Raw genomic sequence first — 16,630 nt, 5'->3', positions numbered from 1 at the left:
GACGTCGTGGCGGGCGAAAGACGGCCGTCGTTGGGTCAGGCAGGCGGACGGGTATCTACCGCAGGGAACGCGTCCGCGCGCTGCGCGCCCGTAGACTTGCGACCCCGGACCGGCCTTGCCGGACGCAACCCAAATGCAAGACACCATGAAAGTCACCGCCAACACCGCCGTCACCCTCCGCTACAAGGTGAGCGATGCCGTCACCCACAAGCTCATCGACGAGGGCCGCGACCCGATGGTCTATTTGCATGGCGGCTACGAGAACACCTTCCCCAAGATCGAGGCGGCGCTCGACGGCCAGGAGGTCGGCTTCCAGACCACGCTGAACCTGCAGCCCGAGGACGCCTTCGGCGCCCGCGACGAGTCGCTGGTGCGCACCATCCCCAAGAGCGAGTTCCCGCCCGGCGTCAAGGTCGGCGGCCAGCTGGAAGGGCGCAACGACCGGGGCGAGCCGCAGCACTTCACCGTCATGAAGATCAAGGGCCCCCAGGTGATCCTCGACGGCAACCACCCGCTCGCCGGCAAGGCGCTGAAGTTCAGCGTGACCGTGACCGGCGTGCGCGCCGCGACCGAGGAAGAGATCGCCCACCGCCACGTCCACGGCGACCACGGACATCATCACTGAGCGCGGCCGCCGGGGCGGCGTTCCACCCGCCGTGCCACTGCGTTCCATGCCCGGGGCTTTTCACGGCCCGGCCCTGGCCCCATCTGCCGTGGAACGCCCCATCGCCAGCCCCACGAAAGCGCCACCATGACCACCGCCGCCAACCCCATCGTCCAGATCAAGGCCCTCGGCTTCCCCTGGGCGACGATCGATCCGTTCCTGTTCTGCGCCTATCACGACGACGCCTACCCGCGGGCCAACCCGCAGATGGGCCCGGACGCGCCGCTGGCCGGCCGCGACCTGGGCCAGGACTTCAGCCGCAAGGACGGCTGGAGCATGTACCACGGCCATCCCGTGCCCGGCTTCCCGGGGCATCCGCACCGCGGCTTCGAGACCGTGACCATCGTGCGCAAGGGCCTGGTCGATCATTCGGATTCACTGGGCGCGACCGCGCGCTTCGGCGGCGGCGACGTCCAGTGGCTGACGGCCGGCAAGGGCATCGTGCATTCGGAGATGTTCCCGCTGCTGAAAGCCGACGCCGCCAACCCGCTCGAGCTGTTCCAGATCTGGTTGAACCTGCCGGCGCGCAGCAAGATGGCCGAGCCTCACTTCACGATGTTCTGGGCCGAAGACATTCCGAGCTTCACCGCCACCGATCCCGAAGGTCGCAAGACCGAGGTCGCGAGCATCGCGGGCCGGATCGCGCCGATCGACGGCGAGCCGGGCGCCGGCGGCCCGCTGGCGCCGCCGCCGGATTCCTGGGCCTCCCAAGCCGATGCGGACGTGGCGATCTGGACCCTCCGCATGGAGCCCCATGCGCGCTGGACGCTGCCGGCGGCCGCGGGCGAAGGCACGCGGCGCAGCCTGTATTTCTTCAAGGGCCGTTCGGTGACGGTCGCCGGCCAGGCGGTCGACGGCAGCGCGGCCATCGAGCTGCGCGCCGACGCCGCGGTCGAACTGGTCAACGGCGACGAGGTCGGCGAATTCCTGCTGCTGCAGGGCCGCCCGATCGGCGAGCCGGTGGCGCAGTACGGCCCCTTCGTGATGAACACGCAGGCCGAGATCGCGCAGACCATGGCCGACTACCGCCGCACCCAGTTCGGCGGCTGGCCGTGGCCGGACCAGGCGCCGGTGCACGGGCGCGATCCGGCCCGATTCGCGCGCCATCCGGGCGGGCGCGAGGACAAGCCGCAGGATCACGCCGCGGCCCGCTGAGGCGGCCGCCTTATTCCGGCGCGATCCCGGCGCGGTGCGCCAGCGCCCGGTAGCGCGAGATCTCGTTTTCCATCTGGCTGCGGAAGGCGGCCGCGCCGATCAGCACCGGCTCCATGCCTTGCGCGCGGAGCTGGGCCTGCACGGCGGGATCGGCCATCGTCGCGCTGACATCGCGCACCAGCTTGTCGATCACGGGCTGGGGCGTGCGGGCCGGCGCGGCAAAACCGTACCAGGCGTCGAAGGTGGCTTCGGGCAGCTTCAGCTCGGCCAGGGTCGGCACCTCCGGCAGCAGGCTCGAGCGCGTCGCGCCCACGATGCCGAGCGCCCGCAGCTTGCCGGAGCGCACATGCGGCGCGACCGACGCCACGGTGTCGATGCCCATTTCGATCTCGCCGCCGATGAGCGCGATGGCGCCCTGGCTGCTGCCCTTGTACGGCACGTCCTGCAGTTGCACGCCCGCCGCCAGCGCGAGCAGCTCGCCGGCCAGGTGGGGGCCCGAACCGCTGCCGAAGGTCGCATAGCGGATGCCCTTGGGACTGGCCTTGGCTGCGGCGACCAGTTCGGCCACGGAGTGCCACGGCGCGCTGCCGTTGACCACCAGCACCAGCGGCGTGCGCGCCACGATCGCGATCGGTGCCAGGTCGCGCACCGGGTCGTAGGGCAGCTTTGCGCGCAGGGCCGGGTTGACGCTGTAGCTGGTCGAGCCCGACAGCAGCAGCGTGTAGCCGTCGGGCACCGCCTTGGCCACCGCATCGGTGCCGATGATGGTCGAGGCGCCGGGCTTGTTGTCGATCACCACCGGCTGCTTGAGCCGCTCCGCGAGCTTCTGGCCCATGGCCCGCGCCACCAGGTCGGTGCCGCCGCCGGGCGGGAAGGGAACCACCAGTTTCACGGGCTTGGCCGGCCAGGCATCCTGAGACCAGCCGGGCAGGGCGAGGGTGGCGGCGGCGGCAAAGGCGAGCGCGGACAGGCCGCGGCGGGAGATGATGGAAATCATGGTGATCGAAGGGTCAAAGTGAAGGAAGGGAAGTCGAAGACAGCGCACCGGCCTGCCAGGGTGCCTGGCCCTCCGCGCCGAGGTCCCAGTACAGGCCGGCCATGAGCTGAAGTCCCTCGCGAACCAGCGGCGCCAGCAGGTGCTCGTTGGGCGCGTGCTGTGCGCAGGCCGGGTACGAATGCGGCACCCACAAGGTCGGCAGGCCCAGCTGGCCGGCGAACACATCGTTCGGCAGCGAGCCCGCGAGATTCGGCAACAGGTCGGCGCGCTGGCCGCAGCTGTGGGCGATCGAGCGCTGGGCCCAGTCGACCCACGGGTTCTCGACATCGAGCCGGGTCGCGGCGCCGGCCAGCGTGACCTCGACCTCGACCTGCCCGAAGCCGCGCGCATCCAGGTGCGCCCGCACGATCTGCGCGAGTTCCTGCCAGGGCGTGCCGACCACGAAGCGCAACTGGCAGTGCGCCACCGCCTGGCCCGGGATCGCGTTGACCGGCCGCTCGGCCGAGCCGGCGCCGAGCGCCAGCACCTCGATCGTGTTCCAGGCCATCAGGCGCTCGGCCGGACTCAGCCCCGGCTCGCCCCAGCCGGCATCGAGGGCCGGGTCCTCGGCGCCGCCGCCGATGGCGATGTCGGCCAGCGCCGCGCGGACCGGGGCCGGGATCGGCGGCGGCCGCAGCGCCTCGACCAGGATGCGGCCGCGCGCGTCGGCGAGCGAGGCCACGGCATGGCTCAGCACGGTCGCCGGATTGGCGAGCACGCCGCCCCAGTTGCCCGAGTGGTAGCCGCGCGGCCGGGCGCGCAGGCGCAGGCTGAAGTTGACCGCGCCGCGCGAGCCGAGGAACAGCGTCGGCCGGGCCGCGCTCACGCGCGGACCATCGCAGGCGATCAGCAGGTCGGCGCGCAGCTTCTCGCGCTGCTGCTCGCAGACCGCCTGCAGGCCGGGCGAGGCGGCTTCCTCGCCCATCTCGATCAGCCAGGTCACGTTGTAGCCCAGCCGCCCTCGGCGGGCCCGCAGCACGGCGGCGAGCCCGCCGAGATTGACCGTGTGCTGGCCCTTGTTGTCGGCCGTGCCGCGGCCGTACCAGCGCTCGCCGCGAACGGTCAGCGACCAGGGTGACAGCCCTTCGGCCCAGAGCGCGTCCTGTCCGCTCACGACGTCGCCGTGGCCGTAGCTCAGCACCGTGGGCAGTTCGGCGCCCTCGATCCGGCGGGCGATCAGGAACGGACCGCCGCCGGCCGCCGGGTTGGCGATCAGCTCGCAATCGAAGCCGAGCGCTTCGAGCGGCGGCACCAGTTCACTGCGCAGGTAGGCCTCGAGCGCCGGCGTGGCGGCTCCGGTGTCGCTCTCGGTGCGAAAGGCGATGCGCCGCTGCAGATCGGCGAAGAATCCGCCGTCGTCGAAGTAGGCGGCCGCGGAGGCGAGGGCGTCGGTGCGTGTCATTTGCTTGCGTTTCGTGGGAATGCTGCAAGTACAAGGCCTGAAGGGCTTTGCTTCCATCATCGTTTTGGCACACTCCCATTGCCTTTGAGGCAACACGCGACCCGCGGGCTTTCCCATGACACCCACGCTCCTCAGCATCCCGATGCGCCACTTTCTCGAAGTGGCGCGCAGCGGCTCGGTCAACCAGGCCGCGGCGCGGCTGTTCGTCGCCGCGTCGGCGGTCAGCCGCCAGATCACCAAGCTCGAGGACAGCCTGGGCACCGCGCTGTTCGAGCGCAGCGCCCGCGGCATGACGCTCACGGCCGCGGGCCTGCGGCTGTCGGCGCACCTGCGCAATGCCGTGCTCGACGCCGAGCAGGTGATCGAGCAGGTGCGCGATCTCGGCGGCCAGCAGGCCGGCCGCGTTCGCATTGCCTGCACCGAGGGTTTCGCGTCCCACTTCATGCCGGCCGTGGTGGGCGAATTCCGGGATGCCAACCCGGGCAGCCAGATCGAGCTTCACGTTGGCTCGCCCGATGAAGTGAGCCTGCTGCTGGCGCGTGGCGAGACCGACATCGTGCTCAAGTACGTCGTCGCGCCCGAGCCCGGCCTGAAGATCGAGCATGCCGCGCCGGCGCCGGTGCACGCGGTGCTGCGGCCCGACCATCCGCTGGCCCGGCAGCGCATGCTGCAAGTGGCCGAGGTGGTGCGCTATCCGCTGATCGTGGGCAGCAGGGGCGTGACCACGCGCCAGCTCTTCGACCAGGCCTGCAGCGTCCTGGGCGTGCAATACCGGCCGGTGTTCGTCAGCAATTTCTCGTCGGCGCAACTGCCGCTGCTGCGCACGCCCGACGTGCTGCTGTCGGGCCACCTGACCGTGATGCACCTGATCAACGAAGGCCTGGTCGTGGCCCGTCCCTTCGCCGATGCGCCGATGCAGCAGCGCCGGCTGCAATTGCTCTCGCTCGAAGGCCGCACCCTGACGGCGCCGGTGCAGGCCTTCGTGCAGCACCTGGTGAAGGCGATCACTCAGGCCAGCCGGCGCAGGCTGGGACGGGCCAGGACAACCTGAGGCGCAGGTTCACGCCGCCCGGCTGCGCATGTCGCCGGCCACTTCCCGGATCAGCCCCCACACCCGCTGCGCCAGCGGCGACGGCACCCGATTGCGCCGATGCACCAGCATGATCGAGCGCTGCACCCGCGGCAGCAGCGGCCGCATGACCAGCACCGCGAGCCCGGTCGGCGGGGCAGCCAGCGCCGGCATCACGCTGATGCCGATGCCTTGCTCGACCATGCGGAAGGCAGTGGTCGGATGCCCGACCTGCTGGCGGATTTCGCAGCGCACGCCATGCCGGGCCAGCGCCTCGTCGATCAGGCGCCGGCTGCCCGAGGCATGGTCGAGCAGCACCAGCGCCTCGCCGTCGAGCGCCGACCAGCGCAGCGTGCGCTGGGCCGCCAGCCGATGGCCCGGCGGCAGCACCAGGCAGAACGGATCGTCGAGGATCGGCTCGCCATGCAGGTCGTCGGTGTCGGGCGGCTCGACCACCACGCCGAAATCGACCTCGCCGGCGCGCACGCTGTCCAGCACGTCCTGCTGGATGCGGTCGAGCAGCACGAACTCGATCTCGGGCTCGCGCCGCGCGCATTCCGCGATGCAGGCCGGCATCAGGTTGGCCGACAGGGTCGGGCTGCTGGCCACGCGAACCTTGCCGCGCCGCGCACCGGCCATGCCATGGACTTCGGCCAGTGCCTGGTCGAGTTCGTCGAGCACGCGCGCCAGGCGGAGCGCGAGCGACTGGCCGGCCTCGGTCAGCACCACCTCCCGCGTCGTGCGGTCGAGCAGCTTCAGGCCGAGCTGCGACTCGAGTTCATGGATCGAGCGGCTGACCGCGGGCTGCGACAGGCCGACCTGATCGCCGGCCCGGCTGAAGTTGCGGCCGTCGGCGATGGCACGGAAGACACGCAGCTGACGCAGGCTCACATTCATGCGGTCAAATCATATATCTATCCGATAAATCCATTTCTCTTTTGAATGCAAGCGCGGTCCAATCGGGGCCATGGCACGTTCACGCTACCTCCCCGACAACTTCACGCTGGCCCTGGTCGCCACCGTCACGCTGGCCAGCCTGTGGCCGGCGAGCGGCGCCACAGCGCATTTCTTCGAGCGCCTGACCACGGTCGCGATCGGCCTGCTGTTCTTCCTGCACGGCGCCAAGCTGTCGCGCGAGGCCGTGATGGGCGGCATCACGCACTGGCGGCTGCACCTGCTGGTGTTCGGCGCCACTTTCGTCATGTTCCCGCTGCTCGGGCTGGCGCTCAAGCCGGTGCTGACGCCGCTGGTCACGCCCGAGCTGTACACCGGCGTGCTCTTCTTGTGCGTGCTGCCGGCCACCGTCCAGTCGGCGATCGCCTTCACCTCGATGGCGCGCGGCAACATGCCGGCCGCGATCTGCAGCGCCTCGGCCTCGACCATGCTCGGCGTCTTCATCACGCCGCTGCTGGTCAACCTGATCGTGGTGCCGAACGGCGCCGCCAGCGCTTCGTTCGATGCCATCGGCCGCATCCTGCTGCAGCTGATGGTGCCCTTCGTCGCCGGCCATCTGCTGCGGCCCTGGATCGGCGGCTGGATCAAGCGCCGCGCGTCGGTGCTGACACTGGTCGACCGCGGCTCGATCCTGCTGGTGGTCTACACCGCCTTCAGCGCGGCCGTGATCGAGGGGCTGTGGAAGCAGGTGCCGATGTCGGCGCTGGCCGGCCTGCTGGTGGTCTGCGCGGTGCTGCTGGCGCTGGCGCTGTTCGTCACGACCTGGGCCAGCCGCGCGCTGGGCTTCGACAAGGCCGACGAGATCACGATCGTGTTCTGCGGCTCCAAGAAGAGCCTTGCCAGCGGCATCCCGATGGCCAAGGTGCTGTTCGCCTCGCACGCGGTCGGCGCGATCGTGCTGCCGCTGATGCTGTTTCACCAGATGCAGCTGATGGTCTGCGCAGTGCTCGCCCAGCGCTATGCGCGCCGCAAGGCCGACGCGGCCGCGGCCGAGATCGAGAAGGTCAAGCCCGCCGCTTGACGCTTCGCTTCGCTCAACGCGGGGCGTCGCCCTTGCGGTACTCGGCGGTGAGCTCGTCCAGCCGTTGCTTCAGCCCGGCGTCGAGCTGGTAGTCGGCCGCGGCCAGCGTCGCATCGAGCTGATCGGGCCGGCTGGCACCGAGCAGCGGCGCGGTGACCAGCGGATTGGCCATCACCCAGGCCACCGCCAAGGTCGAGAGCGGCACGCCCGCTTCATCGGCCAGCCGGTGCAGCTCGGCGACGGTGCCGAAGCTGCGCTCGTTCCAGTAGCGGTCCTGGTACATGCCGCCGGCCGTACCGAGCGTGAAGCGCGTGTTCGCCTCCGGCCTGGCCTCGGACTTGTACTTGCCGGTCAGGAGGCCGCCGGCGAGCGGGTTGTACGGGATCACGCCCAGGCCTTCCTCGCCGGCCAGCGGCAGCAGCTCGCGCTCGATCTCGCGGAACAGGAGGCTGTAGCGCGGCTGCACGCACACCAGCTGGGTGAGCCGGCGCAGCTCGGCCCGGCCGATCGCGCGGGCCAGCCGGTACGCCAGGAAATTCGAGACGCCGATGTAGCGCGCACGGCCCGAGCGGACGATCGTGTCGAGTGCCTCCAGGCTTTCGTCGAGCGGCGTCTCGCGGTCGTCGTGGTGGAGCTGGTAGAGATCGACGTGGTCGGTCTGCAGCCGCTTCAGCGAGGCATCGATGGCGTCGAGCAGGTGCTTGCGCGAATTGCCCTGGTCCCAGCTGTGGGGGCCGACCTTGTTCGCCGCCTTGGTCGCGATGATGAAGTCATGGCGCCGGCTCGCGCCCTTGGCGCGCAGCCAGCGGCCGATGATCTCCTCGGTGCGGCCCGCGATGTCGACGGTGCCGCCGAGCGGATAGACATCCGCGGTGTCGAGGAAGTTGATGCCGCCCTCGGCCGCGCGGTCGAGGATCTGGTGCGACACCGTCTCGTCGGTCTGCAGGCCGAAGGTCATGGTGCCGAGCGCGAGGCGCGACACGGTGAGGCCGGTGCGGCCGAGGCGGGTGGTGGGGATGCTCATCGAAGGACTCCGGATTCGGGGCGGTCGGCCATGATAGTGAACCGCCAGCAGACGCGCTTGCGGCCGAGGGCGTGTTCACCCTACCGATAGGTCGCCAGATGAATGCTGGTCTCCGTGCTGCGAATCCCCTTCAGCAGCCGGATCCGCTCCAGCACCTGCGACAGCTCGGCCATCGAGGCGGCGCGCAGCTCGGCCAGCAGGTCCCAGCGGCCGTTGGTGTCGTGCAGCGCGGCGACGCCTGGCTCGCCGAGCAGGCTGGCGATCACCGTGCGGGTCTGGTTGCCTTCGACCAGGATGCCCATCCAGGCGCGGATCTCGTCCGAGCGCGCCTCCGGCCGCAGCTGCACCGCATAGCCGACGATGACGCCGGCATCCTCCAGCTTGCGCAGCCGATTGGCGACCGTGCCGCGCGAGACGCCGAGTTTCTGCGCCAGCACGGCCGCCGGCAGGCGGGCGTCCTGCCGCAGCAAGGCGATCAGGCGATGGTCGAGCGGGTCGATGTCCATCACGCCAGTCTAGCGAAGGCCTAGCCCGACGCCAGCGACACCAGCTCCGCCACCCGCGAAGGCGCCTCCGACATCAACGCCCGATGCGCGGCCTGCGCCAGCGACGGCGCCAGCGCCTGCAGCAGTTCGACCTGGCCGGCCACCAGGCTGGCGATCGGCACGCCGTCGCGGTAGAGCACCCGCGAACCCGCCACCCGCGCGGCCTTCGGGCCCGGCATGATGGTGCCGAGCAGGTTCGCGGGGTCGGCGGCTGCGAGGCAGACGAGGGCGCCATCGAGCGGCCGGCGCCGCGTTTCGCGCAGCAGGCCGATGGCTTCGGGCAAGGCGAATTGTTCGCCCGCCACGCCGGCGATGAAGCGGCCGCCACGGATCTCGCCGCGCGCCTCGAGCCGGCGGTAGGCGCGCACCAGGTCGCGCCACGGCGGCAGCCAGGCCGCCTCGCGCTCGAGCAGGCGCCAGCAGACCACGCCGTAGCGGCGCAGCAGGACCCGCGCGACCTGCTCGACGGCATCGCTGCCCACGCGCGCGGGCGGATCGGCTGCCGCCACCGGCGCACGCGCGCGGACCAGCGACCAGCGCCCCGCGTCCTCGATCCCGAACAGCGCCGTGCGCCGATGCCGCCGCCCATGCGTCGAAGTCGAGCGTTTGGACGGCGGGATCAGCAATACGCGAAGACCCGCGTAGCTGTCGCAATGCACCCGGCCGCGCATCACCAGTTCGCTCAACGCATCCTCGAGTTCGGTGCCCAGAAGGTGCGTGCCCTGGACCATTTCGTCGAAGAAGGAAGCGCCATGCTCGGCCAGGAACGCCGCCACCCGCCGGGCCCGGGAGCCGAGGCCGTCGTCGTTCCCGGGCGCCGGCGCGAGGCCGGTCCAGAGCGCGGCGCTGCGGCGCGGCAGCAGCAGGATCGGCGCCGAGCGCAGCGAGGGGCTGCCACCGCCCGGCCGTCCTTCGATGGCCAGCGGCCGCAGCCGCGTCCACAGCGTGCGGCCCGCGGTGCAGAGTTCGTCGAGCCAGGCCGGGGCGTAGTCCTTGACCCGCGCCGGCAGCAGCTCGGCCTCCCAGAGTCCGGCCGGCGCTTCGTAGCCTTCGAGCTGCGCCAGGATGCCGGCCAGCGCCTCGGGGCCGCTGACCCGGCTGGCGGCAGCGACACGCTGCCACTCGAACAGGAAGCGCGCGAAGTCGCGCGGCTCGACCGGCTCGATCTCCTGTCGCAGCCGCTTCAGCGTGTAGCGATGAATGCGCGCCAGCAGATGACGCTCGCACCATTCGAGCGCCGGCGTGCCGGGCGTGAAGCGGCCCTGCAGCACCGAGCCTTCGGTCTGCAAGGCCCCCAGCGCGGCCTCGATGTCGGCCGCCGGCAGCCCGAGCGACGCGGCCAGCGCAGGCGCCGACACCGGGCCGAGGCCACCGAGCCGCGAGCGCAGAAGTTCGCGCAGGACGTCGTCGGCATCGGCCGGCGGCGTTGCATCGCACGGGGGCTCGATCGCGGGCGCCATCGCGGCCCCGGGGTAGAGCGTGCGGACTTGCGCCCATCGCTCGGCCGCGACCCACAGCCCGCGGCCCGGCGCCGTGGCGACCGCCAGCCGCGTCGCCCGCCGGTCGGCCGCCAGCGCCTGCAGCCAGTCCTGCCAGCCTGCGTTGGCCAAGGCCTCGGCATCGCTGACCACCCCGAGCCCATGGAGCGCCTCGTGCATCTCGTCGGCGCTGCGCGCCCGCGGCCAGGCTTCCTGGCGCACGGCCTCGATCGCCTCGGCGTCGAGCTGGCCCAGGTCGTCGGCGCTTTCCGGATCGACATAGCGGCGGTTCTGCACCGCCTGGGTGCGGCGCTCCTCGAGCGGTGCGTCGTCGAGAAAGGCATAGGGTCGGGCGTTCAGCGCCTCGGCCGCGAGCGCCGATGGCGCCGGCACATCACGCGCCAGCACCTCGATCTCGCCGGACTCCAGCTTCGCGAGCAGCCGCAGCCAGCCCGCGGCGTCCATGGCCTCGTACAGGCAGTCCTGCAGCGTCTGCGCGACCAGCGGATGGTCGGGTATCTCGCGGGCGCCGGCCAGGTTCTCGGCGCAGGCGACCTGGTCCGGGAAGACCGCGGCCAGCAGGTCCTCGGACTTCATCCGCTGCAGCTGCGGCGCCACCTTGCGCCCGCCCATGAAGCGCGGCAGCGCCAGCGCCGTGGTGGCGTTCCAGCGCCAGCGCACGCCGAACAGCGGCGCATCGAGCAGCGCCTGCACCAGCACGTCGAGCGCCGAGGCCGAATGCAGGTAGCGCGCGACTTCGTCGAGCGCAAAGCTGTGGCTGGTCGACAGCGACAGCACGATCGCATCCTCGGTCGCGGCGGCCTGGAGCTCGAAGTCGAACTGGCGGCAGAAGCGCTTGCGCAGCGCCAGCCCCCAGGCGCGGTTGAGCCGGCTGCCGAAGACCGAATGGATCACCAGCTGCATGCCGCCCGAGGCATCGAAGAAGCGCTCCATCACGATGCGCTGCTGGGTCGGCAGCGCGCCGAGCACGCGCATCGTTCGGGCCAGGTGCTCGACGATCTGGCGCGCCGCTTCGGCTTCGAGGCCGACGGCGCCGGCGAGCCATTCGGTCGCACCCTCGACGCCCCGGGCGGCCAATGCCGCCTCGATCCCGGCGCGCAGGCGCGCAACGCCGGACGACAACTCGTCGCTGCGCCCGGGGGCCTCGCCGAGCCAGAAGGGGATGTTCGGCGCGGCGCCATGGGCGTCCTCGACCCGCACCCGGCCAGGCTCGATCTTCAGGATGCGATAGCTGGCGTTGCCGAGCTGGAACACGTCGCCGGCCAGGCTCTCGACCGCGAAGTCCTCGTTGACGCTGCCGATCTTGTGCGCCTGCGGCTCGAGCACCACCGTGTAGTCGCCGGTCTCGGGAATGGTGCCGCCGGAGGTCAGCGCGGTCATGCGCGCACCCCGGCGTTCGCGCAGCAGGTGATGCACCGCATCGCGATGCACGTAGCTGCCGCGCGCGCCCTGTCGGGTGGAAAAACCTTCCGACAGCATCCGCACCACCGCCGCGAAATCCTCGCGCTTCAGGTCAGCATAGGGCCAGGCGCGCCGCACCAGCGCGAACAGTTCGTCTTCCTCCCATTCGCGCGAGGCGGTCTCGGCCACGATCTGCTGCGCCAGCACGTCGAGCGGCGCCGGCAGCACATGCAGCGCGTCGAGTTCGCCGCGGCCGACGCAGTCGAGCAGCGCCGCGCACTCGACCAGCTCGTCGCGCGACTGCGGGAACAACCGCGCCTTCGGCACGCCGCCCACCGCATGGCCGGAGCGGCCGGCGCGCTGCAGGAAGGTGGCGATCGAGCGCGGCGAGCCGAGCTGGCAGACCAGGTCGACGTCGCCGATATCGAGCCCCAGTTCGAGCGAGGCCGTGGCCACCAGCACCTTCAGCTGGCCGCGTTTCAGGCGCTGTTCGGCATCGAGGCGGGTCTCTTTCGCGAGGCTGCCGTGGTGCGCCGCGACCACCTCCTTGCCGAGGATCTCGCCCAGGTGCCGCGCCGCCCGCTCGGCCATCCGGCGCGTGTTGACGAACAGCAGCGTGGTGCGGTGCGCGTGGACCATGGCGGCGATGCGCGCATAGACCTGCTCCCACTGGGCGTTCGACATCACGGCCTCGAGCGGCGTCGGCGGCAGCTCGAGCGCCAGGTCGCGCTGCTTGGCATAGCCGATGTCGACGATCGCGCAGTCGGCGACGCCGTCGACCACCGCGCCGGCCCCGACCAGGAAGCGCGCGATCTCGTCGATCGGCTTCTGCGTCGCCGAGACGCCGATGCGCGTCAGCGGCGCTTGGCACAGCGCCTGCAGCCGCTCGAGCGACAGCGCCAGGTGGCTGCCGCGCTTGCTGCCGACGATGGCGTGGATCTCGTCGACGATCACGGTGCGCACCGTCGACAGCATCTTGCGGCCCGACACCGAGCCGAGCAGCACGTACAGCGACTCGGGCGTGCTGACCAGCACATGGGGCGGCTTGCGCAGCGCCTGCTGCCGCTCGCGGGCCGGCGTGTCGCCGGTGCGTACGGCGGTGCGGATCTCGACGTCGGGCAGGCCGAGCTTGGCGAGTTCGGCGCGGATGCCCGCCAAGGGCGCCTGCAGGTTGAGACCGATGTCGTTCGACAGCGCCTTCAGCGGCGACACGTAGACCACTGTGGTCTGGTCCGGCAGGCCGCCGGGTTGCAGGCCCTGGCGCACCAAGCCGTCCAGCGCCGCAAGGAAGGCCGTGAGCGTCTTGCCGGAGCCGGTCGGCGCCGCGATCAGCGTGTGGCGGCCGGCGGCGATCGCCGGCCAGGCGGCGGCCTGGGCCTCGGTCGGGGCCGGGAAGGTGGCGTCGAACCAGCGGGCGACGGCGGGATGGAAAGTGTCATGCACGGCCTTGCATGAGATCAGGCCGCGCGGGGCGATGTCAAGGCGCCGGCCGCGGCGCCGACACAAGCTGGAACCTGCGCCCTCAGGCCCAGACGTCGACCACCACGCGGCCGCGCACCTGTCCCGCGAGCAGGCGCGGCGCCAGTTCGGCCACCGCGCCGAGGCCGAGGGTCTGGGTATTGGCGTCGAGCAGGTCGCGCGGCAGCTCGGCCGCGAGCCGTCGCCAGGCCTCGACCCGGCGGGCCTGCGGCGCCTGCACGCTATCGACCCCGGCGAGCGTCACGCCACGCAGGATGAAGGGCGCCACGCTGGCCGGGAAATCCATGCCCTGCGCCAGCCCGCAGGCGGCCACCGTGCCGCCGTAGCGCAGGCTGGCACACACGTTGGCGAGCGTGTGGCTGCCGACGCTGTCGACCGCACCGGCCCAGCGCTCTTTCTGCAGCGGCTTGCCGGGCTCGCCGAGCGTTGCCCGGTCGATGATCTCGCGAGCGCCCAGGCGCTGCAGGTGCGCGGCCTCGGCCGTTCGGCCGGTCGAGGCATGCACCTCGAAGCCGAGCCGGGCCAGCAGGGCGATCGCGATCGTGCCGACGCCGCCGTTGGCGCCGGTGACCAGCACCGGGCCCGAGGCCGGCGTCAAGCCGTGCTGCTGCAGCGCCATCACGCACAGCATCGCGGTATAGCCCGCGGTGCCGATCGCCATTGTCTGGCGCGCATCGAAGCCCGGCGGGATGGCCACCAGCCAGTCGGCCTTGACGCGGGCCTGCTGCGCGAGGCCGCCCCAATGCGTCTCGCCCACGCCCCAGCCGTTGAGCAGCACCGGGTCGCCCTTCTTGTAGCGCGCGTCGCTGCTCTCGGCGACCGTGCCCGCGAAGTCGATGCCCGGCACCATCGGGAACTTGCGCACCACCGGCGACTTGCCCGTGATCGCCAGGGCGTCCTTGTAGTTGACGGTGGAGAACGCCACGTCGACCCGCACCTCGCCCTCGGGCAGTGCGGCATCATCGAGCGCGGTCACGGCGGCGCGGGTGGTGCCGTCGTCGGCCTTGGTCAGCAGCAGGGCATCGAACATCAGAGCGCTCCTTGTTGGATCGGCGGATACAAGCGGATCGCGCGAGCATCGCACAGCGACCGGATGGCTTCGGCGCCCCATCCCATTTCCGCGAGCAGCGCGTGGGTGTCCTGGCCGAGCCGGGGCGCGCCGGTGGCCGCGGCGGCGCCGTCGAAGCGATAGCGGAAACCGAGGCCCGGCGTGCGCACGGTCGATGCGCCGTGCGAGAAGGCGACGGGCTGCAGAGCGGCGCCGCCTCGCGATTCCATCTCGTCGAGGAATTCGCCGAGCTTGCGCACCCGAGCCGCCGGCACGCCGACCGCATTGAGCCTTTGCTCCATCTCGGCCGCCGACCGGCTCGCGAAGGCGTCGCGGAAGCGCTGCTGCAGATAGGGCAGGTCGCGGGCGACGACGAAGCCGCCGCCCGGCGCATGGAAGGCCTCGAGGTCGAGTGCCGCCGCGTCCTCGCAGAGCGACTCGAGCGCCAGCACCGCCGTGAGCTTGCGAAACTGTGCCGGCGTGTTGGCCGCGGTGGCGAGCCAGCCGTCGGCGCAGCGGTAGGTGTCGGCCGTGGGACTGCCGGTGTAGCCGCGATTGCCGACCCGCTGCGGCTCGACGCGCCCGGTGAGGAAGCTGCTCGCGTTGGGATACATCAGCATCAGCGAGGCCTGCACCATCGAGGCATCGATGTACTGGCCCAGGCCCTCGCGCTCGCGGCGATGCAGGGCCGCCACGATCGACAGCGCGCCGAGCATGCCGACGGCGACGTCGATCACCGGGAAGCCCACCTTGAGCGGCGGCGCCTCGGCGCTGTCGCCCGACATCATCATCATGCCGGTCAGGGCCTGCACCACATGGTCGTAGGCGCCGCGCCGCGACCACTCGCCTTCCTGGCCGTAGCCGGAGATCGAGCAGTACACGATGTCCGGCCGCTCGGCCTGGATGGCGGCGTAGTCGAGCCCGTACTTCGCGACCACGCCGGGGCGGAAGTTCTCGATGAAGACGTCGGCCGTGCGGGCCAGCGAGCGCACCAGCGCGGCACCTTCGGCCGTCCGGATGTCGGCCGCGAAGGAGCGCTTGCCGGCGTTCAGCGCCGCGAAGCCGGCCGGCGTGTCGCCTTCCTCCGGCGCGGCCTTGCTGGCGCGCATCACCTCGCCGGACTGCGGCGGCTCGATCTTGATCACCTCGGCGCCGAGCTGGGCGAGGTAGAGGGACGCCAGGGGACCGGCGATCACGTGCGACATGTCGATGACGCGCACACCTTCGAGGGGTTTGGACATGGTGCTTGTTCTCCTGTTCGGCTTCAGCTCGCCGTCACGCCGGCCAGTTTCACGATCTCGGCCCACTTGCGGTTCTCGCTGCGCACGAAGGCGGCGAAGGCCTGCGGGCTCTCGCTGATCGCGGCCTCGTTGCCGGCCGCCTCGAAGGCGGCTTGCAGGGCCGGCGTCTTCAAGGTCCGGGTCGCGGCCGCGAACAGCACCGCGATCACGTCCTGCGGCGTGCGGGCCGGGGCCCAGAGGCCGAACCACGACTCCTGCACCGCGAGCTCGTTCTTCAGCCGCTCGTGCAGGGTCGGCACCTCGGGCAGCTGCTTCAGGCGCTGGCGGCTGGTGACGGCCAGCGCGCGCAGCTTGCCGCCCTTGACCTGCGGCACGCCGGTGCCGGCCACCGGAAACGCGAACTGCGTGTCGCCGCGCAGCAGCGAGGCGGCGATCTCGACCGAGCCCTTGAGCGGAATGTGCGTGACCTTGAGCCCCGCGAGCGAGGCCAGCGTCGCCCCCGCGAGGTGGGCCGAGGTGCCGATGCCGCCGGAGCCGTAGTTCATCTGGCCCGGCTTGGCCTTCGCATCCGCGATGAGGTCCTCGAGCGTCTGGTTGGGGCTGTCGGCACGCACCACCAGCACGGTGGGCGAGGATGCGAAGTTGCTGACCGGCACGAAGTCTGCGATGGGATCGAACTTGAGATCGGGCTGCAGGATCTTCTGGATCAGGTGCGTGTTGGAGCCCATCAACAGCGTGTAGCCGTCGGGCGCCGCCTGTGCCACGTACTGCGCGGCCAGCACGCCGGCCGCGCCGACCTTGTTCTCGATCACGATCGACTGGCCCAGCGCCTCGCCGAGCGCCGGGCCGGCCTGGCGCAGCTGCACGTCGGGGCCGCCGCCCGCGGCGTAGGGCGAGATGACGCGCACCGGCTTGCCGGGGAAGCCGTCGGCGGCGCGTACGGCGAGCGGCACAAGAGCGAGGGCCGATGCGGCCCGGCAGAAACTGCGGCGATCCATGGCGAATGTCTCCTTCTGGTGTGGCATCAGCATAGGTCGAGACAGCGATATCCAACAGTGATATGTTTTCATTGGGTGCAAACTTTTTGGAAAG

Annotated in this window: 13 protein-coding genes; 4 read left to right on the top strand and 9 right to left on the bottom strand. The window is 71.3% G+C overall.

What is annotated here, in order from left to right; all coding sequences use genetic code 11:
- The first annotated feature begins 145 nt into the window (after positions 1-145).
- Both QTI17_RS11820 and QTI17_RS11815 read left to right on the top strand, forming a co-directional pair.
- Entirely contained in the window at positions 146-625 is a 480-nt protein-coding gene (locus QTI17_RS11820) for an FKBP-type peptidyl-prolyl cis-trans isomerase (RefSeq protein ID WP_286533303.1), read from the top strand.
- A 126-nt stretch (positions 626-751) separates the two neighbouring features.
- A complete protein-coding gene (locus tag QTI17_RS11815) occupies positions 752-1,819 on the top strand; it encodes a pirin family protein (protein WP_286533300.1) in 1,068 nt (355 codons plus the stop codon).
- Positions 1,820-1,829: 10 nt separating this feature from the next.
- On the opposite strand, the gene QTI17_RS11810 is transcribed toward QTI17_RS11815, so the two are convergent.
- On the bottom strand, positions 1,830-2,816 hold the full coding sequence (locus QTI17_RS11810) for a Bug family tripartite tricarboxylate transporter substrate binding protein (RefSeq protein ID WP_286533298.1): 987 nt from the start codon (positions 2,814-2,816) through the stop codon (positions 1,830-1,832).
- A 13-nt stretch (positions 2,817-2,829) separates the two neighbouring features.
- Positions 2,830-4,257 carry a M20 family metallopeptidase gene (locus tag QTI17_RS11805; protein ID WP_286533296.1) on the bottom strand — a complete coding sequence of 476 codons (1,428 nt, stop codon included), beginning with the start codon at positions 4,255-4,257 and terminating at the stop codon, positions 2,830-2,832.
- 115 nt (positions 4,258-4,372) lie between these two features.
- On the opposite strand from QTI17_RS11805, the gene QTI17_RS11800 reads away from it, so the two are divergent.
- The gene (locus tag QTI17_RS11800) at positions 4,373-5,308 is read left to right on the top strand and encodes a LysR family transcriptional regulator (RefSeq protein WP_286533295.1); all 936 of its coding nucleotides are present in this window, start codon (positions 4,373-4,375) and stop codon (positions 5,306-5,308) included.
- Positions 5,309-5,317: 9 nt separating this feature from the next.
- On the opposite strand, the gene QTI17_RS11795 is transcribed toward QTI17_RS11800, so the two are convergent.
- Positions 5,318-6,223 (bottom strand): LysR family transcriptional regulator, encoded by a 906-nt coding sequence (locus tag QTI17_RS11795; protein ID WP_286533294.1) that lies wholly within the window; start codon positions 6,221-6,223, stop codon positions 5,318-5,320.
- A 70-nt stretch (positions 6,224-6,293) separates the two neighbouring features.
- Here QTI17_RS11795 and QTI17_RS11790 point away from each other — a divergent pair, with 70 nt between their 5' ends.
- The gene (locus QTI17_RS11790) at positions 6,294-7,301 is read left to right on the top strand and encodes a bile acid:sodium symporter family protein (protein ID WP_286533292.1); all 1,008 of its coding nucleotides are present in this window, start codon (positions 6,294-6,296) and stop codon (positions 7,299-7,301) included.
- A 13-nt stretch (positions 7,302-7,314) separates the two neighbouring features.
- Here the strand turns inward: QTI17_RS11790 and QTI17_RS11785 are convergent, their stop codons facing one another.
- The 6 genes from QTI17_RS11785 to QTI17_RS11760 form a co-directional block, all read right to left on the bottom strand.
- Positions 7,315-8,325, bottom strand: a complete 1,011-nt coding sequence (locus tag QTI17_RS11785; RefSeq protein ID WP_286533290.1) for an aldo/keto reductase — start codon at positions 8,323-8,325, stop codon at positions 7,315-7,317.
- A gap of 80 nt (positions 8,326-8,405) precedes the next feature.
- Positions 8,406-8,831: an Lrp/AsnC family transcriptional regulator gene (locus QTI17_RS11780; RefSeq protein ID WP_478142418.1), complete on the bottom strand. Its 426-nt coding sequence runs from the start codon at positions 8,829-8,831 to the stop codon at positions 8,406-8,408.
- Positions 8,832-8,851: 20 nt separating this feature from the next.
- The gene (locus QTI17_RS11775) at positions 8,852-13,213 is read right to left on the bottom strand and encodes a DEAD/DEAH box helicase (RefSeq protein WP_503011040.1); all 4,362 of its coding nucleotides are present in this window, start codon (positions 13,211-13,213) and stop codon (positions 8,852-8,854) included.
- Between the two features lie 79 nt (positions 13,214-13,292).
- Complete coding sequence (gene acuI / locus QTI17_RS11770) at positions 13,293-14,279, bottom strand: acrylyl-CoA reductase (NADPH) (protein WP_286533289.1); 987 nt, start codon at positions 14,277-14,279, stop codon at positions 13,293-13,295.
- Positions 14,279-15,538: a CaiB/BaiF CoA transferase family protein gene (locus QTI17_RS11765; protein WP_286533286.1), complete on the bottom strand. Its 1,260-nt coding sequence runs from the start codon at positions 15,536-15,538 to the stop codon at positions 14,279-14,281. The genes acuI and QTI17_RS11765 overlap by 1 nt, the downstream gene beginning before the upstream one ends.
- A 23-nt stretch (positions 15,539-15,561) precedes the next feature.
- Positions 15,562-16,536 (bottom strand): Bug family tripartite tricarboxylate transporter substrate binding protein, encoded by a 975-nt coding sequence (locus QTI17_RS11760; protein WP_286533284.1) that lies wholly within the window; start codon positions 16,534-16,536, stop codon positions 15,562-15,564.
- Positions 16,537-16,630: the final 94 nt, after the last annotated feature.

It is taken from the genome of Variovorax sp. J31P179, from assembly GCF_030316985.1.
In the GTDB taxonomy this organism is placed as follows: Bacteria; Pseudomonadota; Gammaproteobacteria; order Burkholderiales; family Burkholderiaceae_C; genus Variovorax; species Variovorax ginsengisoli_B.
This window is presented reverse-complemented; position numbering and strand designations above follow the sequence as displayed.